Source organism: Arthrobacter sp. THG-b23 (assembly GCF_059091265.1).
This window is the reverse complement of record NZ_JBNHGM010000001.1, coordinates 553,618-579,488: the sequence shown is the minus strand read 5'-3', so window position 1 is coordinate 579,488 and position 25,871 is coordinate 553,618. Positions and strand designations below refer to the sequence as shown.

General features: G+C 68.4%; 27 protein-coding genes. 15 read left to right on the top strand and 12 right to left on the bottom strand.

The features are described 5' to 3' along the window. Positions 1 to 29: 29 nt before the first annotated feature. On the bottom strand, positions 30 to 494 hold the full coding sequence (gene bcp / locus AC5RVD_RS02835) for a thioredoxin-dependent thiol peroxidase (protein ID WP_494125880.1): 465 nt from the start codon (positions 492 to 494) through the stop codon (positions 30 to 32). Between the two features lie 189 nt (positions 495 to 683). On the opposite strand from bcp, the gene AC5RVD_RS02830 reads away from it, so the two are divergent. From AC5RVD_RS02830 to AC5RVD_RS02810, 5 genes are all read left to right on the top strand, one after another. Then, positions 684 to 1,838, top strand: coding sequence for an MFS transporter (locus tag AC5RVD_RS02830; protein ID WP_494126060.1), 1,155 nt, complete (start codon positions 684 to 686; stop codon positions 1,836 to 1,838). Between the two features lie 34 nt (positions 1,839 to 1,872). After that, the gene (locus tag AC5RVD_RS02825) at positions 1,873 to 3,222 is read left to right on the top strand and encodes an MATE family efflux transporter (protein ID WP_494125879.1); all 1,350 of its coding nucleotides are present in this window, start codon (positions 1,873 to 1,875) and stop codon (positions 3,220 to 3,222) included. A 9-nt stretch (positions 3,223 to 3,231) separates the two neighbouring features. Beyond that, positions 3,232 to 3,843, top strand: coding sequence for a hypothetical protein (locus tag AC5RVD_RS02820; RefSeq protein WP_494125878.1), 612 nt, complete (start codon positions 3,232 to 3,234; stop codon positions 3,841 to 3,843). A 102-nt stretch (positions 3,844 to 3,945) separates the two neighbouring features. Continuing rightward, the gene (locus tag AC5RVD_RS02815; RefSeq protein ID WP_494112296.1) at positions 3,946 to 4,374 is read left to right on the top strand and encodes a hypothetical protein; all 429 of its coding nucleotides are present in this window, start codon (positions 3,946 to 3,948) and stop codon (positions 4,372 to 4,374) included. A gap of 41 nt (positions 4,375 to 4,415) precedes the next feature. Continuing rightward, complete coding sequence (locus AC5RVD_RS02810) at positions 4,416 to 5,354, top strand: DUF4261 domain-containing protein (protein WP_494125877.1); 939 nt, start codon at positions 4,416 to 4,418, stop codon at positions 5,352 to 5,354. 65 nt (positions 5,355 to 5,419) lie between these two features. Here the strand turns inward: AC5RVD_RS02810 and AC5RVD_RS02805 are convergent, their stop codons facing one another. After that, positions 5,420 to 5,968, bottom strand: a complete 549-nt coding sequence (locus AC5RVD_RS02805) for a CGNR zinc finger domain-containing protein (RefSeq protein WP_494121445.1) — start codon at positions 5,966 to 5,968, stop codon at positions 5,420 to 5,422. A 108-nt stretch (positions 5,969 to 6,076) separates the two neighbouring features. Between AC5RVD_RS02805 and AC5RVD_RS02800 the strand changes: the two genes are divergently transcribed. Continuing rightward, the gene (locus AC5RVD_RS02800) at positions 6,077 to 7,081 is read left to right on the top strand and encodes an EamA family transporter (RefSeq protein ID WP_494112299.1); all 1,005 of its coding nucleotides are present in this window, start codon (positions 6,077 to 6,079) and stop codon (positions 7,079 to 7,081) included. On the opposite strand, the gene AC5RVD_RS02795 is transcribed toward AC5RVD_RS02800, so the two are convergent. After that, complete coding sequence (locus AC5RVD_RS02795) at positions 7,065 to 7,742, bottom strand: NADPH-dependent F420 reductase (RefSeq protein ID WP_494125876.1); 678 nt, start codon at positions 7,740 to 7,742, stop codon at positions 7,065 to 7,067. The genes AC5RVD_RS02800 and AC5RVD_RS02795 overlap by 17 nt on opposite strands. A gap of 287 nt (positions 7,743 to 8,029) precedes the next feature. On the opposite strand from AC5RVD_RS02795, the gene AC5RVD_RS02790 reads away from it, so the two are divergent. Both AC5RVD_RS02790 and AC5RVD_RS02785 read left to right on the top strand, forming a co-directional pair. After that, entirely contained in the window at positions 8,030 to 9,352 is a 1,323-nt protein-coding gene (locus AC5RVD_RS02790; protein WP_494112301.1) for an MFS transporter, read from the top strand. 183 nt (positions 9,353 to 9,535) lie between these two features. After that, positions 9,536 to 9,811 (top strand): DUF2277 domain-containing protein, encoded by a 276-nt coding sequence (locus tag AC5RVD_RS02785; RefSeq protein WP_493989913.1) that lies wholly within the window; start codon positions 9,536 to 9,538, stop codon positions 9,809 to 9,811. 12 nt (positions 9,812 to 9,823) lie between these two features. Here AC5RVD_RS02785 and AC5RVD_RS02780 read toward each other — a convergent pair whose 3' ends face one another. The 4 genes from AC5RVD_RS02780 to AC5RVD_RS02765 form a co-directional block, all read right to left on the bottom strand. Further along, a complete protein-coding gene (locus AC5RVD_RS02780) occupies positions 9,824 to 12,262 on the bottom strand; it encodes a heavy metal translocating P-type ATPase (RefSeq protein ID WP_494125875.1) in 2,439 nt (812 codons plus the stop codon). A gap of 120 nt (positions 12,263 to 12,382) precedes the next feature. Further along, positions 12,383 to 12,607 carry a heavy-metal-associated domain-containing protein gene (locus AC5RVD_RS02775; RefSeq protein WP_494112303.1) on the bottom strand — a complete coding sequence of 75 codons (225 nt, stop codon included), beginning with the start codon at positions 12,605 to 12,607 and terminating at the stop codon, positions 12,383 to 12,385. 40 nt (positions 12,608 to 12,647) lie between these two features. Beyond that, entirely contained in the window at positions 12,648 to 13,004 is a 357-nt protein-coding gene (locus tag AC5RVD_RS02770; protein WP_494125874.1) for a metal-sensitive transcriptional regulator, read from the bottom strand. Positions 13,005 to 13,088: 84 nt separating this feature from the next. Further along, positions 13,089 to 14,594, bottom strand: coding sequence for an MFS transporter (locus tag AC5RVD_RS02765; protein WP_494125873.1), 1,506 nt, complete (start codon positions 14,592 to 14,594; stop codon positions 13,089 to 13,091). A gap of 109 nt (positions 14,595 to 14,703) precedes the next feature. Here AC5RVD_RS02765 and AC5RVD_RS02760 point away from each other — a divergent pair, with 109 nt between their 5' ends. From AC5RVD_RS02760 to AC5RVD_RS02750, 3 genes are all read left to right on the top strand, one after another. Further along, the gene (locus tag AC5RVD_RS02760; RefSeq protein ID WP_494112306.1) at positions 14,704 to 15,243 is read left to right on the top strand and encodes a TetR/AcrR family transcriptional regulator; all 540 of its coding nucleotides are present in this window, start codon (positions 14,704 to 14,706) and stop codon (positions 15,241 to 15,243) included. Between the two features lie 68 nt (positions 15,244 to 15,311). Next, a complete protein-coding gene (locus AC5RVD_RS02755; protein WP_494125872.1) occupies positions 15,312 to 15,764 on the top strand; it encodes a DUF4190 domain-containing protein in 453 nt (150 codons plus the stop codon). A gap of 353 nt (positions 15,765 to 16,117) precedes the next feature. Next, positions 16,118 to 17,419: an MFS transporter gene (locus tag AC5RVD_RS02750; RefSeq protein ID WP_494126059.1), complete on the top strand. Its 1,302-nt coding sequence runs from the start codon at positions 16,118 to 16,120 to the stop codon at positions 17,417 to 17,419. Between the two features lie 52 nt (positions 17,420 to 17,471). On the opposite strand, the gene AC5RVD_RS02745 is transcribed toward AC5RVD_RS02750, so the two are convergent. Continuing rightward, on the bottom strand, positions 17,472 to 17,912 hold the full coding sequence (locus AC5RVD_RS02745; protein ID WP_494121438.1) for an arsenate-mycothiol transferase ArsC: 441 nt from the start codon (positions 17,910 to 17,912) through the stop codon (positions 17,472 to 17,474). Between the two features lie 252 nt (positions 17,913 to 18,164). Beyond that, positions 18,165 to 18,623, bottom strand: a complete 459-nt coding sequence (locus AC5RVD_RS02740; RefSeq protein WP_494125871.1) for a VOC family protein — start codon at positions 18,621 to 18,623, stop codon at positions 18,165 to 18,167. A gap of 215 nt (positions 18,624 to 18,838) precedes the next feature. Here AC5RVD_RS02740 and AC5RVD_RS02735 point away from each other — a divergent pair, with 215 nt between their 5' ends. From AC5RVD_RS02735 to AC5RVD_RS02725, 3 genes are all read left to right on the top strand, one after another. Continuing rightward, a complete protein-coding gene (locus tag AC5RVD_RS02735) occupies positions 18,839 to 19,042 on the top strand; it encodes a hypothetical protein (RefSeq protein WP_494112310.1) in 204 nt (67 codons plus the stop codon). Positions 19,043 to 19,146: 104 nt separating this feature from the next. Then, the gene (locus AC5RVD_RS02730) at positions 19,147 to 19,572 is read left to right on the top strand and encodes a universal stress protein (RefSeq protein WP_494112311.1); all 426 of its coding nucleotides are present in this window, start codon (positions 19,147 to 19,149) and stop codon (positions 19,570 to 19,572) included. 61 nt (positions 19,573 to 19,633) lie between these two features. After that, entirely contained in the window at positions 19,634 to 20,800 is a 1,167-nt protein-coding gene (locus tag AC5RVD_RS02725; protein WP_494126058.1) for an aminotransferase class I/II-fold pyridoxal phosphate-dependent enzyme, read from the top strand. 105 nt (positions 20,801 to 20,905) lie between these two features. On the opposite strand, the gene AC5RVD_RS02720 is transcribed toward AC5RVD_RS02725, so the two are convergent. Then, a complete protein-coding gene (locus AC5RVD_RS02720; protein ID WP_494125870.1) occupies positions 20,906 to 21,388 on the bottom strand; it encodes a pyrimidine dimer DNA glycosylase/endonuclease V in 483 nt (160 codons plus the stop codon). Between the two features lie 125 nt (positions 21,389 to 21,513). Here AC5RVD_RS02720 and rlmN point away from each other — a divergent pair, with 125 nt between their 5' ends. Then, a complete protein-coding gene (rlmN, locus tag AC5RVD_RS02715) occupies positions 21,514 to 22,731 on the top strand; it encodes a dual-specificity RNA methyltransferase RlmN (RefSeq protein ID WP_494121436.1) in 1,218 nt (405 codons plus the stop codon). A gap of 108 nt (positions 22,732 to 22,839) precedes the next feature. On the opposite strand, the gene AC5RVD_RS02710 is transcribed toward rlmN, so the two are convergent. Both AC5RVD_RS02710 and betT read right to left on the bottom strand, forming a co-directional pair. Beyond that, positions 22,840 to 23,274, bottom strand: a complete 435-nt coding sequence (locus AC5RVD_RS02710; protein ID WP_493989900.1) for an acyl-CoA thioesterase — start codon at positions 23,272 to 23,274, stop codon at positions 22,840 to 22,842. A gap of 83 nt (positions 23,275 to 23,357) precedes the next feature. Then, a complete protein-coding gene (gene betT, locus AC5RVD_RS02705; protein WP_494125869.1) occupies positions 23,358 to 25,622 on the bottom strand; it encodes a choline BCCT transporter BetT in 2,265 nt (754 codons plus the stop codon). Positions 25,623 to 25,871 lie beyond the last annotated feature (249 nt).

The following is a 25,871-nucleotide window of genomic DNA, read 5'->3' as shown; positions in this document are numbered from 1 at the left end:
GTGCTTGGGATGTGGGGAAGTCCCCGGAGTTAGACCCCGAGGGTCTCGCGCAGGCGGGCGACGTGGCCCTTGGCGTCCACGTCGTACTCGGCGTGCTTGATGGTTCCGTCCGGACCGATCACGAAGGTGCTGCGCAGGGTGCCGGTGATGACCTTCCCGCCGAAGGTCTTATCGCCGTAGGAGCCGTATGCCTTGGCCACGGCGAAATCGGGGTCGGAGAGCAGCGGGAACGTCAGGCCCTCGGCGTCGCTGAACGCCTGGATGGCCTCGGGACCGTCCGGCGAGATCCCGATGACGTCGTAGTTCGCGGCCTGCAGGGAGTTGAGGTTGTCGCGGAAGTCGCAGGCCTCGGTGGTGCAGCCGGGGGTGGCGGCCTTGGGGTAGAAGTAGACCACCACATTCCCGCCGGCGTAGTCGGACAGCGAGACCTTCTTGCCGTCGGCGTTGGAGAGGGTGAACTCGGGGGCGGACATGCCGGGCTGGAGCTGGGACACGGAGATCCTCTTTCATCGAAACGTACCAGTTGCGAAGCTTCGCTACTGATCCGAGTGTAGTGGCGCGGCCTGCGCCGCACCTGTGCGGCATGGTCAACCAGTGCGTGCGGCTGGCCTAGCATCGGATCCGTGAGTAGCGCGGAGCATCCCTGGGCAGGCCACCCGAAAGGCACCCGGGGATACCGCAACATGCTCCTGGCGCTGCTCTTCGGCGGTTTCGCCACCTTTGCGCAGCTGTATTCGGTGCAGGCGGTGCTGCCCGGCATCGCCCGAAGCTTCCAGGTCAGCGCAGCCGATGCCGCGCTCAGTCTTTCCGCCGCCACCATCGGCCTGGCCTTGGCCGTCATCCCCTGGTCCGCGGTGGCGGACCGCGCCGGCCGCAAGCGCACCATGGCGTGGGCGATCAGCGCCGCCGTGATCCTGGGCCTGGCCCTGCCGCTGGCGCCGCATTTCCCCGCCCTGCTGGCGCTGCGCTTCCTGGAGGGCGCCGCGCTGGGCGGCATCCCCGCCGTCGCACTGGTCTATCTGAACGAGGAGGTGCAGCGGCTGCACGCGGCGGTCGCGGCGGGCACCTACGTGGCGGGCACCACCGTGGGCGGCCTGGCCGGCCGCCTCATCGCCGGGCCGGTGGGGGAGTGGGCCGATTGGCGCGCCGGCGTGCTGGCGGTCAGCACCGCCGCCGCGCTTGCCGCCGTGCTTTTCATCCGGCTGGCACCGGCCCCGCGCGGCTTCCGGCCGGTGCCGCGCGGGCAGGGGCCCGGGCTGGGGCAGCGGATCATGGCCAACCTGCGCTCGGCGCCGCTGCTGGCGCTCTATGCCCAGGGCTTCCTGCTGATGGGCGGTTTCGTCGCCGTCTACAACTACCTGGGCTTCCGGCTGGAGGCGCAGCCGTTTTCCCTGCCCGCCTCGCTGGCCTCCCTGCTGTTCCTGGCCTACCTGGCCGGGACCGTGAGTTCCCGGGTCGCCGGCGGCCTGACGGCGCGGACCGGCCGGCTGCCCGTGCTGCTGGGCGCGATCCTGGTCAGCATCGCCGGGCTGGCGGTCACGCTGGCCGATTCGCTGCCGCTGATCCTGCTGGGACTGTTGGTGTTCACGGCCGGATTCTTCGCCGCCCATTCGGTCGCGTCGGGCTGGACGCCGCGGCTGGCGACGGTTGGCGCGGCCCAGGCGTCCAGCCTCTACAACCTCTTCTACTACGCCGGGTCCAGCCTGTTCGGCTGGGTCGGCGGCCTCTTCTTCGGCCGGTTCGGCTGGACCGGCGTCGTTGCGTTTACCGCCGCGCTCGCCGTCGTGGCGGGGGCGACGGCGGTGCCCGCCCTGCGGGGGCGCGGCGGCACGGAGTGAGGTTGGCCACCCGAAGGCATCTAAGCTGGAGGGCGTGAACCCGGAGAAGATTGCCGAGCAGCGGCAGGGACGGAGCCTGAACCGGCAAATCCTTGCACTCGCCATCCCCGCCTTCGGCGCCTTGATCGCCGAGCCGCTCTTCCTGGCGGCCGATTCGGCCATCGTGGGACACCTTGGCGTGGCGGAACTGGCCGGGATGGGCCTGGCAGCCACCGTGGTGCAGACCGTCGTCGGACTGATGATCTTCCTCGCCTACTCGACCACCCCGGCGGTGGCGCGGCTGCTGGGGGCCGGCCGGGTCTCGGATGCGTACGGCGTCGGGCGGGACGGCATCTGGCTGGCGCTCGCCGTCGGCGTGGTGCTGGCCGCCGCCGGCTGGGCTTTCGCACCGGACCTGACCGCGGCGATGGGGGCCAGCGGGCAGGTGCAGGGGTTCGCGGTGGACTACCTGCGCTGGTCGATGCCCGGCCTGCCGGGCATGCTGATCGTGCTGGCGGCCACCGGGGTGTTGCGCGGCCTGCAGGACACCAAGACCCCGCTGCTGGTCGCCGGCGTCGGCTTCCTGGCCAACATCGGCCTGAACTTCCTGCTGGTCTACGGGATGGGGCTCTCGGTGGCCGGGTCCGCCATGGGCACCAGCCTGGTCCAGTGGGCCATGGCGGCGGTCTACCTCGTCATCGTCTACCGCGGGGCGGTCAAACACAGTGTGCGGCTGCGACCCACCTGGGTCGGCCTGAGGGCCACCACGCACGTGGGGTCGTGGCTGATGCTCCGGACCCTGAGCATGCGCATCGCCCTGCTCGCCACGGTCTTCGTGGCCACCTCGCAGGGCCCGGTGAGCCTGGCCGGCCATCAGTTGGTGATGACCATGTACAGTTTCCTGGCCTTCGCGCTGGACGCCATCGCGATCGCCGCCCAGGCCTTGATCGGGAAGGAACTCGGTGCCTCGAACAAGGCGCTGGCACACTCGCTGACCCGCCGGATGATCGTCTGGGGCGTCGGATTCGGCGTAGTGACCGGCCTGCTGCTGGCGGCGGTGGCACCCGTGCTCGGCTGGGTCTTCACCTCCGACCCGGCCGTCCACCAGGCATTCACGGCCGCGATCTGGCTGCTCGCCCTGAGCCAGCCGATCTGCGGGCTTGTCTTCGTCCTGGACGGCGTGCTGATCGGCGCCGGCGACGCGCGCTACCTGGCGATCGCCGGCGTCGTGAATCTGGTTGCCTACGTGCCCCTGCTGATGTGGGTGGCCATGGCCGGGCTGACCGGCGCAGCGGGTCTCGTCTGGCTGTGGGCGGCCTTCGGGCTCGGCTACACGGCGGCGCGCGCGGTCACGCTCGGCTGGCGGGTCCGCAACGATGCGTGGATGGTCACCGGGGCACATTAGGCTGGAACCGTGACGATCCCGAGTACTACCCAGGCGGCCGTATTCTGGCAGCCGGTCCTGATCCGCGCCCTCGTGGCCGCCGCCTTCGGCGCCACCACCATCTTCTGGCAGGAACCCGACCGCACCGTGATGGCGCTGGCCGGCGGGCTTTTCCTGCTGCTCAGCGGCGGGGCGGTCTGGCTGCTGGCGCGCAAGCCGGCCGCTGCTGCCCACCGCCAGTTGCTGCTCCTGCAGGCCGCCGTGCTCGCCGTCGCCGGCATCCTGGCCTGCGCCCTTCAGACGGTGCCGATGTTCACAGTGCTGGCCACCGCGGCGCTGCTGGTCTCCGGCGGGGCCGAGCTGATGCTCTGGTGGGGCAACCGGCCCTCCCGCGGCGACGTCCCGGGGAGGTCCGCGGGCACCCCGGCCGCGACCGGTGAGGCCGGCTCCGTGCTGGCCCGCGACTGGCTGATCACCGGCGCCGTGTCCGTGGGCTTCGGCGTCGCGCTGCCGTTTTTCGCGCACCTCGGCCCGCACGCTCTGCTGGGTGTGCTGGGCGGGGCGGCGATCATCATCGCCGTCGTCCTGTTGATCGCCGCCCTCAGCCTGCGCCACGACGCCCGGCAGCCCGCGGCCGGCTGAATACCGCCCGCGCGTGTGGTCCCCGCCACCGGCGCCTGCGCGGCAACTTCTACAGTCGGTAGACTGGATGCAGGCTTTATCCGTCAGCAGGAGGAAATCATCGTGGGCAAGAACGCGTCTGGCCGTCCGGACGAAGGACGGATGTCCGTCAAGGGCCCGCTGATCTTCTCGGCGGTACTTGCCGTGATCGCCGGCTCCCTGACCATGGTCTTCGCCACCGGCGGGTCCGGAAACCTGCTGCGCTGGGACCTCGGAGTCACGGCGGCCGGCATCGCCTTCATCGCCTCGCTGCTGATCGTGGCGGTGCTGACCATGTCCACCAAGGAGAACCCGGAGCACCTCAGCCAGGGCTCCGGGATCCATCGCGTCTCTTCGAAGATCCCGGGCGGCGCGGGCACCGTGCCGGCCCCGGGCACGCCGCAGAGCCGGGCCCAGGTGGAAGAACAGCAGGCGGCGGAGTCCGCCGCAAATCCTGACCAGGCCACCAACCGTCTTTCGGGCAACGACGACGACGGCGGCGCGCGCCGCTGATGCGCTGGCGCCGGCCCGGCCGGGCCTGACAAGCTGGCAGCATGACATCCGGCCAGCCTTCCCCTCACCTGCCCTTCCCGGCAGATCCCGGCGACACCGCCGCGCCCGGCGACACCGCCGCGACCGGCGACACCGCCGCGCCCGGCGGCGGACCAGCGCCCGAGGCCAAGACCACGTTGGCCGCGGAGCTGTGGTACCGGTCGGATCCCCGACTCTTCAGCGAGAATCTCCAGTCGCGCCTGACGGCGGAATTCCCCGGCGCCTCCTTTTCCGACGGCGTTGCCCTGCTGCCGCACGCCGGGCACTCCTTCGACATCAACGGCGCCTCCGGCGTGAAGACTATCCGGCTGAGCACCGGCGTGGCCGTCCCCCGCGGGCCGCTGTCCGCCGCCGAGGCGCTGGAGGCGACCCCCGCGGACCAAAGCTGGTCCTGGCCGGACGCCGAGCAGCAGGTGCCCGGCTGCACCCACCGCATCCTGGTGACGGAAGTGGTGGCCAGCGGCTTCGAACCCAAGCCGCGGGTCGAGTCCTTCCAGCGGGTGCTGCGCCTGCTGGCCGCCGAGACCCGGCCGGCCGCGGTCCGGTGGCTGCACAACTCCCACTGGCGGGACCCGGGGGAGCTGGAGGCGGCACACCCGCTGGCGGGCCCGGTGAATATGCGGTTCTTCTTGGTCAGCAACGACGAGGGCGCCATGGTGGTGGACAGCCTGGGCATGTACCAGCTGGGCTTGCCGGACGTGCAGGTGCACTTCCGCGACAAGGATCCGAACCAGATGGTGGAACTGGCCTTCAACGTGGCCGCCTACCTCTACGAATACGGGCCCGTCATCGAGTCCAAGAGCCAGCTGAACGGTCCGGAGGGCATGAGGTTCACCGCCGGCTGGGAAGATTCGCTGCTGCCGCCGCTGCGGACGGTCATCGACCTGGATCCAGGCCCGCCCTACTCGGCCGGCAGCCGCCAGGGCCACGGCGGGGCGTGAGGCCGGCCGGCAGACGCTAGGGCCGCGGCGGGCGCTCAACCACCCCAGGCCCGGCGGCCCGTCGGTCAGCGGGCGGCAGCCGACTTGCGCGCCCGGTAGGCGGCCACGTGCGTACGGTTGGCGCAATTGCCGGTATCGCAGAAGCGCTTCGACCGGTTCTTCGACAGGTCCACCAGCACCGCGGTGCAGTCGTCCGCGGCGCAGATCCGCAGCCGTTCCAGCTGCTTCTCGCGGATCACGTCCACCAGCGCCATCGCCGCCTCCACGGCCATGCGCACCTCCAGCGGCGCATCCGGGCGGGTGGCATGCAAGTGGTAGTCCCACTGGTCGTGCTTGACCAGCTGCGGGATGGCGCCGGCGTCGGCCAGGATTGTATTGACAACGACGACGGCGCGGTCCTCCGTCGCGGACCAGACCTCCTTGAGTACGGGGCGCAGGGCGCGGACCGCCTCGAGCTCCGCCGTCGTATGCGTCCGCGAGCCGGTGAAACCGAAGTCGTCCACGAGAGCATCGAGATCCGCCACGCTGGCGAGGGTGTCCGGGTGGACCTCGGCCGTATTGATCAGCCGGGCCGCGTCCACCAGCGAGTACTCCGTGTCATGAGCAAAGACCACATTGACTCCTGAACAGTGGCAGCGTTATTGTCAGGAGTATACCTCTCATGACTCCTGACAGACCCGTTCTGCGCCGGGAGCGAACCCGCACTTCCCCAAGGATCCGTCATGGCCACCACCGCCGCCGAACAGCGCACCCAGACAGCCCCGCCGCACCCGGGTTCCGCCGTGGCCGGCGTCGGCATCGCCTTGGCCTCCTCGGCGATCTTCGGACTCTCGGGGCCCTTCGCCAAGTCGCTGCTTGAGGCCGGCTGGACGCCTGGATCTGCGGTGGCGGTGCGGATGGTGTGCGCGGCGCTGGTGCTGTTCCTGCCGGCCGCCTTCCTGCTGCGCGGCCGGTGGGGCCAGCTGCGGCAAAACTGGAAGACCATCGTGTTGTTCGGGCTGATCGGCGTGGCCGGCTGCCAGCTTTTCTACTTCAATGCCGTTGCAACCCTCTCCGTGGGGGTGGCGCTTCTGCTGGAGTTCCTGGCGCCCGTGCTGATCGTGCTGTGGCTCTGGCTGACCAGCCGCCGGTTGCCGCGGCCAGCGACCATCGCCGGTACCGTGCTGGCCATGGCCGGCCTCATGCTCGTCCTCGACGTCTTCGGGCCGGTCAAGCTGGACGTTGCCGGCGTGCTGTGGGGGCTCGGTGCCGCCGTGTGCCTGGTGGTCTACTTCTTCATCACCGCCAAGCAGAACGACTCGCTGCCGCCGCTGGTGCTGGCCGCCGGCGGCCTGCTGGTGGGCGGTGCCGCCATCGTCGCCCTGGGCGCGGTGCAGATCTTGCCGATGGCCTTCAGCACGGCCGGCGTTGAGCTGGCCGGCTGGCAGACCCAGTGGTGGGTGCCGCTGGTTGGACTGGTGCTGCTGTCCACCGTGCTGTCCTATGTCACCGGCATCATGGCGGCCAGGGCGCTGGGCACCAAGGTGGCTTCCTTCGTCTCGCTGACCGAAGTGCTCTTCGCCGTCATCTGGGCCTGGCTGCTGCTGGGCGAGCTGCCCGCGGCCATCCAACTGGTTGGCGGCGTGTTGATCGTGACGGGCGTGGTGCTGGTCCGCGCCGACGAATTGCGCGGCCCCAAGCCGGCGTTAAAGCGGAAGCATCTCCAGAGGGCTAGCGGACGATCTTGAAGTTGAACTGGGGCGTGCCGAGCGCGCCCCAGAGGCGGAGCCAGATGGGCAGGATCATTTCGGCACCACGGGCGGTAGTGATGTCGCCGAGGTCGATGACATCCCGATGGCCGAAATCCTTCAGTAGCTCGGTGACCGTGATCTTGGCATCGGCGTCGTTGCCGGAAACGAAGACCGTTCCGGAGTCGGAGAGCAGTGCGGGGCGGGCCTGGAGGTCGGCGGTGAGCGTGTTCAGCGACTTCACGACGCGCGCGGTCGGGAAGGCGCGCTGTATCTGCTCGCCGAGGGAATCAGTGTCCTTGACGAAGAGGGTCGGGGGCATCCCGCTGCTGGGGTCCAAGGGGTTGGCGATGTCGAGTATGACCTTGCCGTCGAGGTTTTCGGCCCCGGCCTGAGCCAGGGCGTCCAGGGAGGCGCCGCCGTTGGTTGCGTTGACGATAAGCTCGGCGCCGGCCGCGGCGTCGGCGAAGCGGGCGACGCCGATGCCGGGGTTGTCGGCAGCCCAGGCGGCGAAGGGCGGGGTGCCCATGGCGTCAGTCCCGGTCCTGGACAGTGTAGTTTCGGGATCGCGGGTTCCGATGCTGACGGTGTGGCCGAGCTCGGCGAGGCGTGCTGCGATGGTTCGGCCGGCTCTGCCGGTTCCGAGGACTGCAGTTTTCATGATGGTTTCCTGTTCAGTGCGGGCTACCGGGCCGAGTGTGACTCCCCTCACCACTCACTGTGCTCCTTTCGCCGGGAGCGATCCAGTCCGGCCGGTGCTGTAACACCCGCCACGAGAGCTTGCTCACATATCTATGGCCTGTGGCACAGGGGCGGGTCGCGCGGGTCATAGAGTTGATTGCTCAACCAAACTTACCGGTCGTTCAGTCGGCAGCCGCTCCCGAGCGGCTGCACCAGCAACAAGTTAGGCCCGCTATGGATATCAGAGCCCGCATCGAGGCGGCCCCCATGAAGCGCACGCAGGTTGGCGTCATCGCCATCTGCATGGCGCTCTACATGATCGACGGTTTCGATGTCCTGGTGATGGCGTTCAGTGCCAATGCCGTGATGGAGGACTGGGGCCTGACCGGCAGCCAGCTGGGCGTGCTCCTGAGCTCGGCGCTGATCGGCATGGCGATCGGCTCCATCTTCGTCTCCAGCGTCGCCGACATCATCGGCCGCCAAAAAACCCTGGTGATCGGTGCGGCCGTCGTCGCCTTGGGCATGCTTGTCTCGGCGTTTGCGCCCGGATACGCCGTGCTGGTGGTGCTGCGCTTCATCACGGGCCTGGCGGTGGGCACCCTGCAGGCCACGGCCAACGTATTGGCCTCCGAATTCTCCAACGCCAAGCGCCGCTCCACCGCGCTGGCCCTGGTCAGCATCGGGCAGCCCATCGGCGGTGTGCTCGGCGGCATGGCCACCGGCGCCCTGATCACCGCGTTCGGCTGGCGCTCCGCCTTCCTGTTCGGCGCCGTCATCACCGTGGTCATGATCCCGTTCATCCTGAAAGCGGTCCCCGAGTCCGTCGACTTCCTGCTGGTCCGCCGCCCGGAGAATGCCCTGCAGCGCGTCAACAAGGTGCTGCGCCGGATCGGCCAGCCGGTCGTGGAAGAACTGCCGGCCCTGCCGGCGGCCCCGGCCAAGAAGAAGTCCCGCTTTGCCGACGTGCTCACCGGGGTCAATGCGCGCCGCACCATCCTGATTTCGCTGGCCTACTTCATCCTGATGGCCAGTTTCTACTTCGCCAACTCCTGGACCCCCAAGCTGGTCACCGCCAGCGGCTTCAGCCAGCAGGACGGCATCACCGCCGGCGTGCTCTTCAGCGTCGGCGCGATCATCGGCGCCGTGGTGCTGGGCGTCTTCGGTGCCCGCTTCCCGATGCGCAAGGTCCTCGCGGTGTTCTTCGTGATCGGCGGCCTGACCTTCGGTGCGTTCTCGCTCTCCACCGGGTCGCTGGCCGGCGCGCTGTTTGCCGCGGCGCTGGTCGGCTTCGGCTCCAACGCCCCGATTGCCGGCATGCTGGCCATCAGCCCCACGTACTACACCTCGGACGTGCGCGGCACCGCGCTGGGCCTGGTCATCGGCATGGGCCGCGTGGGTGCGATCGCCTCGCCGATCATTGCCGGCGCACTGATGGACGGCGGTTGGAAGCCTACCGACCTGTACTTCCTGTTCATCATCCCGATGCTGATCGGCGCCGTGGTGATTTCCATGCTGGGCAAGCCGGTGCTGGCCTCGGTCGCCCCGGAAGGCGAAGCGGTCGGGGAGCGGGAACCGGTGGGCAAGCACTAACCGGCCGCAGTTTGGTTGACAACCCCGGAACGACGGCGGGGCCCGGCACTGTGCCGGGCCCCGCCGTCGTGCGTGGGAGGGTGTGGGGCCCCCGCGGCCGTTGTGTGCGGGGGTGGTGCGATGCCGCGGCGGGGGAGCAAACTGGAACCAGCCAGCATCCACGATCCGAACCGGAGGCCCGACATGTGCCGGAATATCCGCCAGCTCCACAACTTCGAACCCGCCGCGACGAATGCCGAAATCGAGGCGGCGGCGCTGCAGTACGTGCGCAAGGTCAGCGGCAGCAACAAGCCGTCCAAGGCCAACGAGGAAGCATTCAACCAGGCCGTGCACGAGATCGCGCACATCACCGCCCACCTGCTCGACGATCTGGTGACCGCTGCGCCCCCGAAGAACCGTGAGGAAGAAGCCGCGAAGGCCCGGGCCCGCGCCGCCGTCCGCTACGGGGCCACCGTCTAGGCCCGGCGCCCGCTACCGCCCGAAGCGGCGCAGCCGCAGGGAGTTGGCCACCACCAGCACGGAGCTGGCGGCCATCGCGGCGCCGGCGATCATCGGGTTGAGCAGCCCGAGCGCGGCCACCGGGATCCCGAGCGTGTTGTAGGCGAAGGCCCAGAACAGGTTCGACTTGATGGTGGAGAGCGTCCGGCGGCTGAGCTCGATGGACTGCACCACCTGGCCGAGGTCGCTGCCCATCACGGTCAGGTCCGCGGCCTCGATGGCCACGTCGGTGCCGGCGCCCATGGCGATGCCCAGGTCGGCCTGGGCCAGCGCGGCGGCGTCGTTCACGCCGTCGCCCACCATGGCGACCGTCTTGCCCTCGTCCTGCAGCCGCTTGATCGCGGCCACCTTCTCCTCGGGGAGCACATCGGCGAAGACGTCCCCGGGGGCGATGCCGACCTCGGCGGCGACCTCGGCGGCCACCGCGGCGTTGTCGCCGGTGAGCAGGATGGGGTGCAGGCCGAGGTCCTTAAACCGTGCGATGGCGGCCGCCGAGTTCTCCTTCATGGTGTCCTGGAGGCTGACGATTCCGGCGATGGCGCCGTCGACGGCGACCCAGACCGCCGTGGATCCGGCCTGCTGCTGCTCCAGCAGGGCCTCGCGGTGGGTGTCGGCGAGGACGATGCCGTTCTCGTCCATCCAGTTGTTGCGGCCCACGACGACGGTGCTGCCGCGGCCGTCGCGGTCGATGATGGTGCCGCGGACGCCGCCGCCTGCCGTGCTGTGGAAATCGGAGAGGGCTGGCAGCGCGGCGTCCTTGCCGGCGGTCGCGCCGGACGGCGTGGCGGTGCGCGCCGCCACCTTGCGGGCTGCTTCAACGATGGCCAGGGCGATCGGGTGCTCGGAGCCGGCCTCGACGGCGCCGGCCAGCAGCAGGACCTCGTCTTCACTGCGGTCCGCCAGGGCCAGCACGCCCTCCACCGCCTGCTGCCCGGTGGTCACGGTGCCGGTCTTGTCCAGCACGATGGTGTCCACGTGCCGGGTGTCCTCGAGGATCTGCGGCCCCTTGATCAGGATGCCCAGCTGGGAGGCCCGGCCGGTGCCGGTGAGCAGCGCGGTGGGCGTTGCCAGTCCCAGGGCGCACGGGCAGGCGATGACCAACACGGTGACGGCGGCCGTGAAGGCGGAGCGCAGGTCACCGCTGAAGGTCATCCACAGGATGAACGTCGCGACGGCGATGACCAGCACGATGGGCACGAACACGGAACTGATCCGGTCCGCGAGCCGGGCAACCGGTGCCTTGCCGGCCTGCGCCTGGCTGACCAGGCGGCCCATCTGGGCCAGCGTGGTGTCCGATCCGACCCGGGTGGCGCGGACCAGCAGCCGGCCGGAGGTGTTAATGGTCGCGCCGATAACCGCGTCGTCCACATCCACCTCAACCGGCACGGATTCGCCGGTGAGCAGGGACGCGTCGATGGCCGAGTGGCCGTCGACCACGTAGCCGTCGGTGGGGATCTTCTCACCCGGACGGACCACCATGATGTCCCCGGGCACCAGCCCGGCGGCCGGTACCTTCACTTCGGTGCCGTCGCGCAGGACGGTGGCTTCCTTCGCGCCCAGGTTCAGCAGCGACTTCAGCGCGTCGCCGGCCTTCTGCTTGGCGTTGGCTTCCAGATAGCGGCCCAGCAGCAGGAAGGTGACCACAACGGCGGCGGTCTCAAAGTACAACGCGTGCTCCGTCATGTCGCCGTGCACGTGTTGGGTCATCATCGGATCCATCGCCAGTTGCCAGGCGGAGAAGAAGAAGGCGGCCAGCACGCCGATGGACACCAGGGTGTCCATGGTGGAGGCCAGGTGCCGGGCATTGACCGCGGCGGCGCGGTGGAACGGCCAGGCCGACCAGAACACCACGGGAATGCTCAGGGCAAAGGCCACCCAGCCCCAGTGCGGGAACTGGGCCCCGGGAATCATCGACATGATGAAGATCGGCAAGGTCAGGACGGCGGCCGTCCAGAGGCGCGGACGCAGCTGGCCGGCGGTTCCGCCATGGGCCATGTGGTCCTCACCATCCACGTGATCGGCGTGCTCGCCGTCTTCGCCGTGCCCGGGGTGGTCGTGCCGGTCTTGGATCGGGCCGGAGTGGTGGTCCGCCTCCGGGTTCCCGCCGTGCCCGTGCCCGCCATCCCCGTGCCGTGCTGCGGGCCCGGAATGCGGTTGCTGCTTCACCCGGGCCTTGTAACCGGTGGCATTCACCGTATCCACCAACTGCTGGTCGGTGACGCCGTCCGGGACGCTCACGACGGCGGACTCCAAGGGCAGGTTGACGCTGGCCTGGACGCCATCGATCTTGCCGAGCTTGCGTTCCACCCGGTTCACGCAGGAGGCGCACGTCATGCCCTCGATCGCCAGTTCTACAGTTCTGGTCGGGTTCGGCTCAGCTACAGGATCCATGGTGCCGGGATGGGAGGCCATCGGTTGGTTATCTCGATTCTGCGTGGGACGGTGCGGGGGCGGCGCGTCTGCCGGGGCACGAAGGGGGGCGGACGTCGGCGGGAGGGCGCCGTCGTCGTACTCGCGGAAGTTGGTCTGGCCCTACGCGTTCTGCGCGACGACGGTGTACCCGGCTTCGGCGACGGCCTCGCCAATCTGGGCCGGGTCAAGATCCGCCTCGGAATCGACCGTCGCCGTGGAGATTCCGCCCTTGTTGAGTTCGATGCTGACGTCCCGGACGCCGTCGAGGGCCTGCAGTTCTTCAGTAACGGCGTCCACGCAGTGGCCGCAGGTCATGCCGTCGATGCTGATGGTGGTGATGCTCATGTTTGTCTCCTGGGGGTTGGGGTATTCGGGGGCGGAAAGGTTAGCGCAGCAGCCGGCCGATGGCGTCCGATGCTTCCCGGACTTTGTCGTGGACGATCTGCGGGTCGCCGCTGAGTTCGGATTCCTTGGCGGCGCCGACGACGCAGTGTCCGATGTGGTCTTCGAGCAGGCCCACGCTCACCGCGTGCAGGGCCTTGTTGACGGCGGCGACCTGGGTGAGGATGTCGATGCAGTACTTGTCGTCCTCCACCATGCGGGCGATGCCGCGGACCTGGCCCTCGACGCGCTTGAGCCGGCGCAGGTACGCTTCCTTGTCCGACGTGTAGGCGTGGCCGATGTGCTCGTCGGCGGGGGAGGTGACGGCTTCGGTTTCCGCGGGCAGTGCTGTGTGGCTCATGGCTTCCTCGATCGGTGGACTACAGAGCCAATCTATACCCCCTAGGGGTATGACGCAAGGATATGTGACACGCGGCGCTCCGGCTCACTGGTGCTGCGGGATGCGCAGCGTCCGGAAGGCGAGCCACGCTGCAGCCACCATGAGGACTGCGGCCAGTCCGGCGGTGACGGTCACGCCGCTGTCGAAGGCATGGACTGCGGAATCGAGCAGGGCGGTCCCGGTGCGTTCCGGCAACTGTCCGGCAACGGTGATGGCGCCGCCGAGAGTCTCGCCGGCAGCTTGTTGCTGTTCCGCGGTCAGCCCGGCGGGCAGGGCGATGTTCCGCCGGTAGGCGCCGACCAGAATGCTGCCGAGCACGGCGGTCCCGAAGACGGAGCCGACTTCGTAGGCCGTCTCCGACACGGCGGAAGCGGCCCCCGCCTTGGCCGCCGGGACGCTGGAGAGGATGAGGTCGTTGGAGAGCGTCTCGGAAGCGCCGACTCCCGCGCCGAGCAGCGCGAATGCCGTCATCAGGGTCACCGCCGACGCGTCCGGGGTCGAAGCCGCCAGCGCGTACGCCGCCGCCGACAGCAACAGCGCAAGTGCCACCACCCGGTGCGGCGCGATCCGGCGGACCAGCGGCACCGCGAGCAACCCGGCCGCAATGGTGACCGCCAAACCTGGCAGCAGCACCAGGCCGGCCCGCAGCGGGCTGAGCCCGAGGACCAATTGGAGATGCTGGGACACGAAGTACAGGAAGCCGACCAGGGAGAAAACGGCCAACAGGTTGACCAGCACGGCGCCAGTGAACGGGCGGTGGCGGAACAGCCGGACATCCAGCATTGGATTCGCACGGCGCAGCTGGCGGCGGACGAACAGCCAGCCGGCCGCGATGCCGAGGGCGAACGTTACCGCTGCGACGCCCGGATTCCCGCCGCCGGCCAGCTGCTTGATGGCGTAAACAACAGGGAGCAGCGCTGCGACCGAGAGCAGGATGCTGGCCGCATCGACCGGCCCGGGCTCGGGGTCGCGCGACTCCGGCACATACGCCGGCGTCAGCACCAGCATCGGCAGCAGCATGGGCACGGCGAGCAGGAAGACCGAACCCCACCAGAAGTGCTCCAGCAGCAGGCCGCCCAGCAGCGGGCCGAGCGCAGCGCCGGCGGAGAACCCGGCGGCCCAGATGGCGATCGCCAAGCGCCGCTGCGTCCGGTCCGTGAAGATGTTCCGGATCAGGGACAGGGTGGCCGGCATCAGCATGGCGCCGAAGACGCCCAGGCCGGCGCGTGCGGCAACCAGCAGTTCGGCGCTGGGGGAGAACGCGGCGAGTGCGGAGAGTGCGGCAAATCCGGCCGCGCCGATCATCAGCATCCGGCGCCTGCCGAACCGGTCGCCCAGGCTGCCCATTGCCACCAGCAGGCCGGCGAGTACCAGCGGATAGATGTCGATGATCCACAGGAGGGTGGTGCCGCTGGTGCTGAAGGCCAGGGAAATCGCGGGCAGCGCGAAGCTGAGCACGGTGTTGTCGACGGCGACCAGCAGGACCGGAAGCATCAAGACGGCCAGGGCGGTCCATTCTTTGCGCCCGGCGCGCTGGGTAACGGTGAGCATGGTGGATCCTTCGGAAATCGGGGGACGCAGGAGTTACTGTACCGTCTGGACGGTTTACCTGCAAAAGGGGTGGCGTTTCGGCCGGAGAGCGTAGTCCTAGGATGGATGGATGGCCAGTGCGAGAGACCGGATCCTCGATAACTTCGAGGACATCCTGATCAAAGAGGGCGAACGAGCCGCCACCATGGATGCCGTCGCGGCGGCGGCCGGGGTGTCCAAGGGCGGGCTGCTGTACCACTTTCCGTCCAAGGAGGCCATGGTCGAGGCCCTGTGCGAGCGGCTGTCCGCACTGACTGCAGCAGACGCGGAGCAGATCCTCAGTGCCCCGGAAGGAGCGGCCCGCTACTACGTGCGCACGTCCAAGTTCGTCGGTTCGCCGCTGGATCGGGCGATCGTGGCCGTGGCGCGCCTGGTCCAGCAGGGCCACCCCTCCGCCGCCAGGACCTTTGCCGGAATCCAGGAGCTGTGGCTGGATGCCTTGGAGCAGGCGCTGGGCAGCCGGCCGGTGGCCCAGGCCGTGAAGCTGATCGGCGACGGCCTCTACTACAGCGCAACCTTCTTCTCGCCGGATGCGCAGCAATACCAATTGGCCGACGGCGAGATGGATGCCTTGCTGGAACAGGTCGACACGCTGGTGAGCCGGGGCTGATCCGCGGCCGCCGGGCTTAGGGTTCGTGGGGAACGATAAATCGTTTACGCACCGACGAGAGGAACCTCATGTCTACTCCCAACGGCTACGGCGAGCATCCCGAGCCAACGGCTTCCCAACAGCCGCAGTCCAGGCAGGGGACCTACCCCGCCTATCCGCAACAGGGCGCTGGCCAGACATACCAGCAACCCAACGCGCCTTACGGCCACCCGGGACAGCCCGGTCCCGGACAACCCGTTCCCGGCAGGACCATGGGGATCATCGGTTTTGTCCTGTCCCTGCTCGGGCCGCTGACGGTGGTCGGGCTGATCGTCAGCATCATCGCCACGGTGCAGTCCAAGCGCGCGCATGCGAAGAACGGCTTTGCGCTCGCCGGCATCATCATCGGCGCCGTGGGAACGGTGCTGTTGATTCTGTTCACGATCATCACGATCGCCGGCATCGGCTACATGATGGAAGTCTGTGGCGACCTGGGCCCGGGCAACCACCTCGTGGACGGCGTCACCGTCACCTGCGGCTAACCAGCCACGTGCCGGGCAGGGAGCCGGCAGGCCGTCCCCGTACGGGCGGCGCCGTCTCTGGCGATTTGCACGCCGGTTAGGGCACCCGTGCCGGCCGAAGATCAGCACAGAGTTGTAGGCATTCCCGATCGGTGAAACTGTGTCCGTGCCGAAGCCTGATCACTACACTGGGACGCATGACCGAGCAGGAACCGGGCCCGACCGGGCCCCCGGCTCAACAAGAGGTTGCGGGTCTCACCCCGGGGGCGGCCGCTGTTCCGGTGCAGGGCGGGTCCGGCGAAGGTCAGAGCCTGGTCACCCCGGACGCAGTCGACACGACCTTGCGCAGCCCTGCACAGCGGTACCGCACGTTCATGGGGATCCTGGTGAATACGGCCTTGGCCAACATCACCACGAGCTACTTGTGGTTCGCGCTGACGTTTTGGGTGTACCTGGAGACCCGCAACGTGATCGCCACCGGGGTGATCGGCGGCGCGTACATGCTGTTGATAGCGCTTTCCAGCATCAGCTTCGGCACCTTTGTGGACCGCTACCGCAAGCTGGTCGTGATGCGCTTCGCCGCCGCCTTCACCTTGGTGATGTTCCTTCTGTCCGGGGCCATGTTTTTGTTGACCCCCCAAGCCTGGCTGCTGGACCTCACCCGGCCGTGGTTCTGGGTCTTCTCCCTGATCATTCTGATCGGCGCGGTGGTGGAGAACATGCGCAACATTGCCCTCTCCACCACCGTCACTATCCTGATCGAGCCGGACCGGCGGGCCAACGCCAACGGACTGGTGGGAATGGTCCAGGGACTCATGTTCATCGTCACCTCGGTGCTCTCCGGCCTCTCGGTCGGGCTGCTGGGCATGGGCGCGACGATCGTCGTCGCCTTGGTGCTCACAGCCCTGGCGTTCGCGCACCTGCTGACCCTGCGCATGCCGGAGGAAGTGCGCGCGGCCGCCACGGACGCGCACGGCAGCTTCGACCTGCGCGGTTCCCTGGCCGCCGTGCTGGCCATTGCCGGACTGTTCGCGCTGATCCTGTTTTCCACCTTCAACAACTTCATCGGCGGGGTCTACATGGCGCTCATGGATCCCTATGGCCTGGAACTGTTCCCCGTGGAGCTGTGGGGCGCGTACCTTGCGCTCGGCTCCACGGGATTCATCGTGGGCGGCGCGATGATCGGCAAGTTCGGACTTGGGCGCAATCCGTTGCGCACCATGCTCATCGCGGTGATCGTGATGGGGGCCCTCGGTGCGGTGTTCACGCTCCGCGAGTGGGCCTGGCTGTACGTCGCAGGGATCTGGCTGTATCTGGTCCTGGTGCCTGTGGTGGAGGCCGCCGAGCAGACGGTCATCCAGCAGGTGGTTCCTCTTCAACGGCAGGGCCGGGTGTTCGGATTCGCCATGGCGCTCGAGTCCGCGGCTGCGCCGATCACCGCGTTCCTCATCGCACCGATCGCGCAAGTCTGGATCATTCCATATGCCCGGTCGGTTGAGGGCTCGGCCCAGCTCGCACCGCTCCTGGGCGAGGGGACGTCCCGGGGCATCGCCCTGGTGTTCCTGGTCGCCGGGATCATCATGATCGTCGCCGCACTGCTGGCCTTCCTGACCCCGGTCTATCGCCGGGTCTCGGCCTCGTATGCGGAGGCGACCACCGGAGCGTCGGGAACCTGATTCCGGCCACGGGCAGCTCCCGCATCCAGCCCGTGGCGCCCCTCGCGAGGGCTCACTGCGCGTCCGGGTGCAGCGCGGGCTGCAACTCGGACAGCAATTGCTGCACCCGGTGCTTGATGTCGTCACGGACCGCACGGACGCCGGCGGCGTCCCGGCCGGCGGGGTCATCGACTTCCCAGTCTTCGTAGCGCCGGCCCGGGACCACGGGGCATTCGTCGCCGGAACCCAGGGTGACCACCATCTGCGCCTTGTTGACCGACTCGTGGGTGACCGCCGTGGGCCGCACCGCGGACAGGTCGATGCCTTCTTCTGCCATAACCTCCACGACGGCGGCGTCGAGCCGTCCTCCGGGCCGGGTGCCGGCCGAGCGGGCCTCGATGCCGCCCTCGGCGAGCTGGGAGAGATAGGCCGCGGCCATCTGTGAGCGGCCGGCATCCCGGACGCCCACGAACAGGACGGTCGGACGGGTAGTGCCCGTTGTTGAGGCAGTCATGGCGGCCCTCCGCGTCGTTCGGCTCCCGGCCCCGCTGCCGGCGCCGGCTGCTTCTCCTCACTGTGCCAGAACTTCGGGCAGACCCATAGGTGCGCGGGCAATAATTGCAGGCCAGTGAACCCGGAACCGGCCGGTCGATAATTCGGGGCACACAGCGCATCTAACCCGGGGCACACGACGCCTCCCCGCGGTGGATTGAGGCTTTCCATGAATGTGGCTTGGTTCGGCAGGGAAACCCGATCCGCGCTGAAGCTACTGGGCCTCCGCGGGGTTGCCCGCCGCAGCGTTCTGCTCCGCGACTGCCTGCATCGCCTCCTGTGACATGTGCATGATCTCCCAGACGTGTCCGTCCGGATCGGTGATGGCGGCCCCGTACATGCCCGGCATCTCGGCCTCAGCGGGCCGGTAGACAGCACCGCCGCCGGCCTCGGCCTTGGCCAGGAACTGGTCGACCTCCTCGGTGGAGTCCGCGCTGAGGGCCACCAGCACTTCCTTGGCGTTCGAGCCCAGATGCGGGATACCGCCGTCGCGGAGGAACTTGCCGAAATGCTCCTGCGTCAGCAGCATCACCACGATCGTGTCGGAAATGACCACCGAGGACGCATCGGGGGAGGAGAAGTCCGGGTTCAGCGTGTAACCCAGCCCGGTGTAGAAATCGGTGGCCTTTATAAGGTCGCTGACGGGCAAGTTGATGAAAACCATGCGGTCCATTGGCTGATCCTTCCAGGAGGGGCCCGCCGGCCGGCGGGGCGCAACGGGAGTGTGGACGAGGTCCACTGTGGCACTGCGGCCGGTACGAGCCAAGAGCTATCGGCAGAGGTAGTTTTGCCGCCACGGCCGGGGTCTTTGCGGGCGGGCCTCCCTTGTCCGCGGGAAACCGCAGACCTACGGTGGAAGTAGTAGCGGCGAGGCGAAGGAGGCGCGAGATGGCGGAATTGCGGATTGAACAGTGGTGGCTGAAGCTTTCGACCGGGCATAAGCAGTGGTTCCGGGAGAACCTGCGGGCCGACGTGGTGGACGCAGATGCGGCGGCGGCGGTCTATGAGGCCGGCGGGCCCGACCTGAAGGAGGCCACGCTGCCGGAAGAAGATTGGGAGTTCATCGAGACCCAGTCGGAGTTCGTGGACTGACGCCGACGGCGGGCGGCGCTCCCGGCCGGTCGGGCCCGGGGCGGGTAAGTTGGTGTGAAACGGCCCACGTGGCCGCCAGACGACGTGCTCGAAGGGGTGGCCCGATGGCCGGAATCATCATCGTAGGAGTCGACGGCAGCGAAACCGCCATGAAGGCGGCGCGCACCGCAGCGAAACTCGCCGCATCAATGGGTGCCGAGCTCCGGGTAGTCACGGCCCACGAATCCGATGCGACGGAAGTAGTGGCGATCGGAAACGACAAGTGGTACATCCACGAGTCCGAAAGGGCCGAAAAGGTAGCCAGGGACGTCGCAGCGGAACTGGGTGCGGAGGGCCTGCGGACCAGTTTCACGGCGGTGCTCGGCAAGCCCCAGGACGCGTTGGTGGAAGAGGCGGAACGCGTCAACGCCCGCCTGATCGTGGTCGGGAACGTGGGCATGCAGGGGCTCGGCCGGGTGCTCGGCAGCGTGGCCAGTTCGGTCACCCACAAGGCGGCCTGCGACGTGTACATCGCCAAGACCGCCGGCTGATTCCGGGATCGTGAACGAACTGCAGGTGGCCGGCCGTGCCCAGGTTCCGCCGTTCCAAGTGATGAGCATCCTGGACCGGGTGGCGCAGATGCGCGCTGCCGGCCGGGACGTTATTTCGTTGTGCGCGGGGGAACCGTCGGGCGGCGCCCCGCGTGCAGTGTCCGCGAGGGCCGCGGAGATCCATGCCTCCGGCCAGCCGCTGACCTACACCAGCGCGCTGGGCGTCCAGGAGCTGCGGACAGCGATTGCCGGTCATTACGGACGCTGGTACGGGCTGGACGTGGCCCCGGAAGAAGTGGCCGTGACCACGGGTTCATCCGGAGCCTTCGTGCTGGCGTTCCTGAGCGCCTTCAACCCGGGGGACCGCGTGGCGCTGGCACGGCCCGGCTATCCGGCCTACCGGAACATTCTGCGGGCGCTCGGTTGCGAGGTAGTGGAGATCGACTGCGGTCCCGAGGTCCGCTACCAGCCGACGCCGGAACTGCTGGCCGCAGCGGAGTCGGACCACGGGCCGTTGGCTGGCCTCGTGCTGGCGTCGCCGGCCAACCCCACCGGCACCATGGTGTCGCGGGGCGAGCTCGCCGCGCTCACGGCCTGGTGCGCCGGGCAGGGGGTCCGCCTCATCAGCGACGAAATCTACCACGGCATCACGTATCCGGCCGACCCCACGGAACCGGATTCCCGCGGAACCTGCGCTTGGGAACTGGACCGCACCGGCGTCGTTGTCTCTTCCTTCTCCAAGTACTGGGGAATGACGGGGTGGCGGCTCGGCTGGGCGCTGATGCCCGGCGATCTGGCGCCGGCCTTCGAGGCGCTCGCCGGAAACGTGGCGCTGTGCCCGCCGGCGCCGGCCCAGCTGGCGGCACTGGCGGCGTTCAGCGCGGACTCCTACACGGAGGCGGATGCGGCGGTGGCCGCCTTCGCCGAGGTGCGTGCGGTGTTGCTGCAGAACCTGGGCCGGCTCCGGTGGGGGAATGCGGCACCGGCAGACGGGGCCTTCTACCTGTACGCCGACCTCGGACAACAGCTGAACGGCTTCGCCGATTCGGCCGATTACTGCCGGGCGCTGTTGGAGGAAGAGGGCGTGGCCCTGGTCCCCGGCGCCGACTTCGACGCCGTCCACGGCACCCGCTCCGTCCGGCTGTCCTTTGCCGCCGGCGCGGACGCCGTGGCCTCGGCCATCGAGCGCATTGTCCGCTTCCAGGAGAGCCACGGCCGGAACGCCTAGGTCGCGGGCCGCTCACGCTTGGGCCCAGGCGCTCTCAAGGAGCCGCTAGCCGCCGGACAGCCCACGCTTGCGCCGGAACGGGTTACGCCGGCGAGCCGGAAGCGGTCACGCCGGCCGTTCCCAATCCTCCACCGGTCCCTCGACCATGGTGAACAGCGGATGCGGGTCGGGGACCCAGCCCGGGTTTTGCTGCTCCAGCCCACGGTTCAGGACCACGGCGTGGTCCGGATCCCGGACCGTGATCTTGGCGATCAAATGCCTCAGTTCGAAGCTGAGCTGTTCCGAATGGACCGGCAGGAGGGGCTGTCGTTCCCGTGCGGCAGCGCCGGCGGCCGAGGTTCCCGGGCACCGGATTAGGCCGGTGTTGAAGCCATATCCGCGGGCCGTTGCCTCGGCTGCCAGCCCCTCCAGATAAGCGCCGATGGCCGCCATCGGATCCTCCGCGGCACGGAAACGCTGCAGCTGCGGGTGGTTGCGGTAGCCCTTGGTTTCGCCCGCGAGAACCTTCTGCGCCAGCAAGGCCTCCCGCCAGCAGGCCACCAGGCCCCTGCGGTCGAGCAGCCGGGGGTGCAGGCTCCATATCCGCATTGGACCAGAATAAGCACACCGCGGCGGTTGGGGCAGCGACCACCGCAGCCGGCTGCAGCGGCGGTCCGGGCAGCCGGCGGCGGCGAAGGGAGAACTATATCGTGCCTGTGAGACAATGGGTGGCAATGTCTTCGCAGATTTCTTCCCCCCAAAAAACTTCCGACCGGCCCCAGGTGCGTCCCGCCGCCGAGGGCTGGAACCAGGCCGTCACCAGCGAGGGCCGGCCGCTGCTGCAGTTCAAGTCCCCGCGGGTCACGCAGCCGCCGGTCCACCTTGCCGACATGACGCTGGCCGAGCGGCAGGAAAAGATGAAGGAGCTGGGCCTGCCGGCGTTCCGCGCCAAGCAGCTGTCCACGCATTACTTCCAGCACTACACCACCGACCCCGAGCGCATGAGCGACCTGCCCAAGGAGCGGCGCGCGGAACTGGCGGAGGCGTTTTTCCCCACCCTCCTCACCGAGGTCAAGCGCCTGACCACGGACAACGGCGACACGATCAAGTTCCTGTGGCGGCTCTTCGACGGCTCGCTGGTCGAATCGGTGCTGATGCGCTACCCGGGCCGGGTCACGCTTTGCGTTTCCAGCCAGTGCGGCTGCGGCATGAACTGCCCGTTCTGCGCCACCGGCCAGGCCGGCCTGACCCGCAACATGTCCACCGCGGAGATTCTGGACCAGATCGTCCAGGCGAACCGGGTCATCGCCGAGGGCGGCCTCGGCGGCAAGCGCAAGGACGCCGGCCACGACGCGGGTCGGGTCACCAACATCGTCTTCATGGGCATGGGTGAGCCGCTGGCCAACTACAAGCGCGTGATGAATGCCGTGCACCGCATGGTGGACGAGGCGCCCGAGGGCCTGGGCATGAGCGCCCGCGGCATCACTGTCTCCACCGTGGGCCTGGTGCCGGCGATCAACAAACTGGCGGATGAAAACCTCCCCTTCACGTTCGCGCTCAGCCTGCACGCCCCGGACGACGAGCTGCGCGACGAGCTGATCCCGGTGAACTCCCGGTGGAAGGTCGACGAGGCGCTCGACGCCGCCTACGGCTACTACCAGCGCACCGGCCGGCGCGTCTCCATCGAGTACGCGCTGATCAAGGACATGAACGACCACGCGTGGCGGGCCGACCTGCTGGCCAAGAAGCTTAACAAGCGCGGCCGCGGCTGGGTGCACGTCAACCCCATCCCGCTGAACCCCACCCCGGGTTCCATCTGGACCTCGTCCGACCCGGACGTCACCCGCGAGTTCGTGGCCCGGCTCAACGACGCCGGCGTCCCCACCACGCTGCGCGACACCCGCGGCAAGGAGATCGACGGCGCCTGCGGCCAGCTGGCGGCGACGGAGTAACCTCCCGCCAACAACGACGGCGGCGGGCCGGGTCCTCGGATCCGGCACGCCGCCTGTTTCGGCGCCGCTTCCCGGCACCCTCGTCGCCGCCGGCGGGAGGTCTGCCCGCTAGTCCGGGACCGCCGAGGGATCCAGATGTTGCCGGGGGACCCTGTCGCGGCTGTAGGTGATCTCGGTGTAGCCGTGCGGTGCGGGCTTGCCGTCCTCGCCCAGGTTCACGAACACGATCTTGTCGATGGTCAGGATCGACTGGCGGGTGAACATGTTCCGCACCTCCGCCCGCATGGTCAGGGACGTCCGGCCGAAATGCGTGGCTTTCAGGCCCATCTCGATCAGATCGCCCTGGCGGGCCGAGCTGACGAAGTTGATCTCCGACATGTACTTGGTCACTGCCTTGCCGTTGCCCAGTTGGACGATGGCGTAGATGGCCGCCTGTTCGTCGATCCACCGCAGCAAGCTGCCACCAAAAAGGGTGCCGTTGGCGTTGAGATCTTCGGGGCGAACCCACTTGCGGGTATGGAAGGAAATGTCGTCGGTGCCCATGGGACGACTGTATCGGAACGGGGCCGGCGGCTCGGCCGGGGCGTCTCGGAACAGTCAGCCCGCCGAGACGCCGTCCCGCGGTTTTAGGACTCGTCGAGCCTCTCGACGTCGTCGGCCTTCTTGGGCACATGCGGAATCGACTCCGTCGTCGGCGGGACCACGGGGGTGAGCACCGAGGCGTAGGCGTGTTCGCTGGAGTACTTGAGGAACGCCAGGTGCGCCTCGTACCGGTCGAGGACATCGTTGATGACCTGTTGCTGGGTCAGACCCATGAGGTCATAGCCCTCGCTGCCGGTCTGGGTGAACACCTCGAGCCGATAGTACGTGTCGATCTCGCGGGGCATGCTGCGGCCGCCGAATGTCGGCACAGGGGCCTCGACCGCGGCCACCTGGTAATGGAAGTTGCGGTGGTCCTCCATGTACACCATGAGGGTGTGCTCGTCGATGCCGGTCTTCGGGTTCGGCGTCGTCGTCATTTCCGCCTCGTAGCCGAGTTCGGTGAATTCCTTGGCGACGTCCTGCAGCGCCGGCTGCACGACCCGCTCGGCGAACTGTGCCACGGCCTTGTTCGACGGGTAGGACCGCAGCCGCGCCAGGCGTTGCCGCCAGGTCTTCTCCGGTATCTGCCCGCCATGGGCGGCAGCAGTGCGCCGTCGCAGCACCTGCCCCTCGCGCTCGGCCCGTTCCATCCTGAGCACCTTCGAGAAGGAAGCCATTACCAGATACGCGATGACGGTCACCGGCAACGCAAAGATCAGGGTGGCGTATTCCATGGTCGTGACGCCGCCGGCCACCAGCATGGCCACCGTGAGGAACGCCGTGACCAGGGCCCAAAAGATGCGCAGCCACTTGGCCCCGTCCATCGCCGGATCGGGAATCATGGAGGAGAAGTTCGACATCACCATCGCACCGGAATTGGCGCTGGTGAGGTAGAACAGCAGGCCCGAGAGGGTGGCCAGACCGATCAGGAACGGCGCGCCCGGGAACATTTCCAGCAGCGCATACCATCCGTGCTCGGGGCTGTTGATGGCCTCCTGCGCGAATTCGGTATTCCCGGCGAGCACCTCGCTCATGGCGCTGTTGCCGAAGATCGAGACGATGAAGAAGTCGCAGAGGACCGGAGCGGTGATGGCCGCGATGACGAATTCCCGCAGGGTCCGGCCGCGCGAGATCCGCGCCAGGAAAAGGCCGACGAACGGGCCCCAGGCCAGCCAGAAGGCCCAGAAGAAAAGGGTCCAGCCGGCCATCCACGCCGAACCGTCCTCCTCGTAGGCCAGGGTCTGCAGGGTGCGCTCCGGCAGGGAGAAGATGAAACGGCCGATGTTCTCGACCATCGCGTTCAGCAGGAACGAGGTCTTGCCCGTGACCAGGATGTAGAGCATCATCGCTCCGGCAGCCCAGAGGTTCAGTTCGGAAATCCACCGGATCCCCTTGTCCACGCCGGAGGTACAGGCCGCTACGGTCATGACGACGGCGACGAGCACGAGGGCAATCTGGAGGGCCAGCCCCTCCGGCAGGCCGAACAACCAGCTGAAGCCGACGTTGAGCAGGACGACGCCGATGCCCATCGACGTGGCTACGCCGAAGACGGTGCCCACCAAGGCGAAAATGTCGATCACGTCGCCGGTCGCGCCGCGCACCCGCTTACCCAGCAGCGGGTAGAGCGCGGCCCTGATGGACAGCGGCATTCCCCACCGGTAGGCGAAATACCCCATCGCCATGCCGAGAAGGGCATACATCGACCAGCCGGCCACGCCGTAGTGGAACATGGTCCACACGACGGCGTCCTGCGCGGCTTCCGCCGATTCGGGTGCGGCGGTGGGAGGGTTTATGTATTGCGTGATCGGGCCGGTGACGGAGTAGAAGAGCATGTCGATGCCCACGCCGGCGGCGAAGAGCATAGCGACCCAGGTGAACAGGTTGTACTGGGGGCGTGAATGGTCGGGGCCGAGCCTGACGCTGCCTTCCTTGGAGAGGGCCACCCACAGGACGAAAAGAATGACCAGGGTGACGGTCAGGACGTAGAACCAGCCCAGATTGGTGGCGATCCAGCCGACCATGGTGTGCATCGTGCCGGCCGCGTTGCCCGGGGCGATGATGGCCCAGATGGAGAAGGCCAGGACGATCGCCGACGAGATGATGAAGACCCGCCAGTTGACCCGGGGGCCGCGGTTCTCGGTGAGTTCGGCGGGCCCCTTGCTCAGTTCCGTGCTGGATATGGGCGGGCGCTTGGCCTCGGAATCGGCGTCGGCGGGTTTGCGCCGTTCCGCCACGCCGAAGCGACTGCGTTCGACGAGTGGCTTCAGCGCCTCATTGTTCGAGATGCTGTCGTCTTCGGCGTTAGCCATCGGATTCTCCTTCTCTCGCGGGCGGCGCCTGCCGCTCTCGTCAGCGGCACGTCGCCCAAAAAACCGTGGCGGTGAACAGCGTAGACCTCCCAAGCCTGTCCGTGCCCACCTGCGGGGAGCAATTTTTCCGGTCCCCGACTCCGTCTCCCCGCCCCCGCCTGGACGCCGCTTTCCGGGACAAACCCGCGGCGCGGCTCCGCCATGCGGTGCTGCTGCCATCGATGTCGGCGGCCGGGCTGCTGCCCGTAC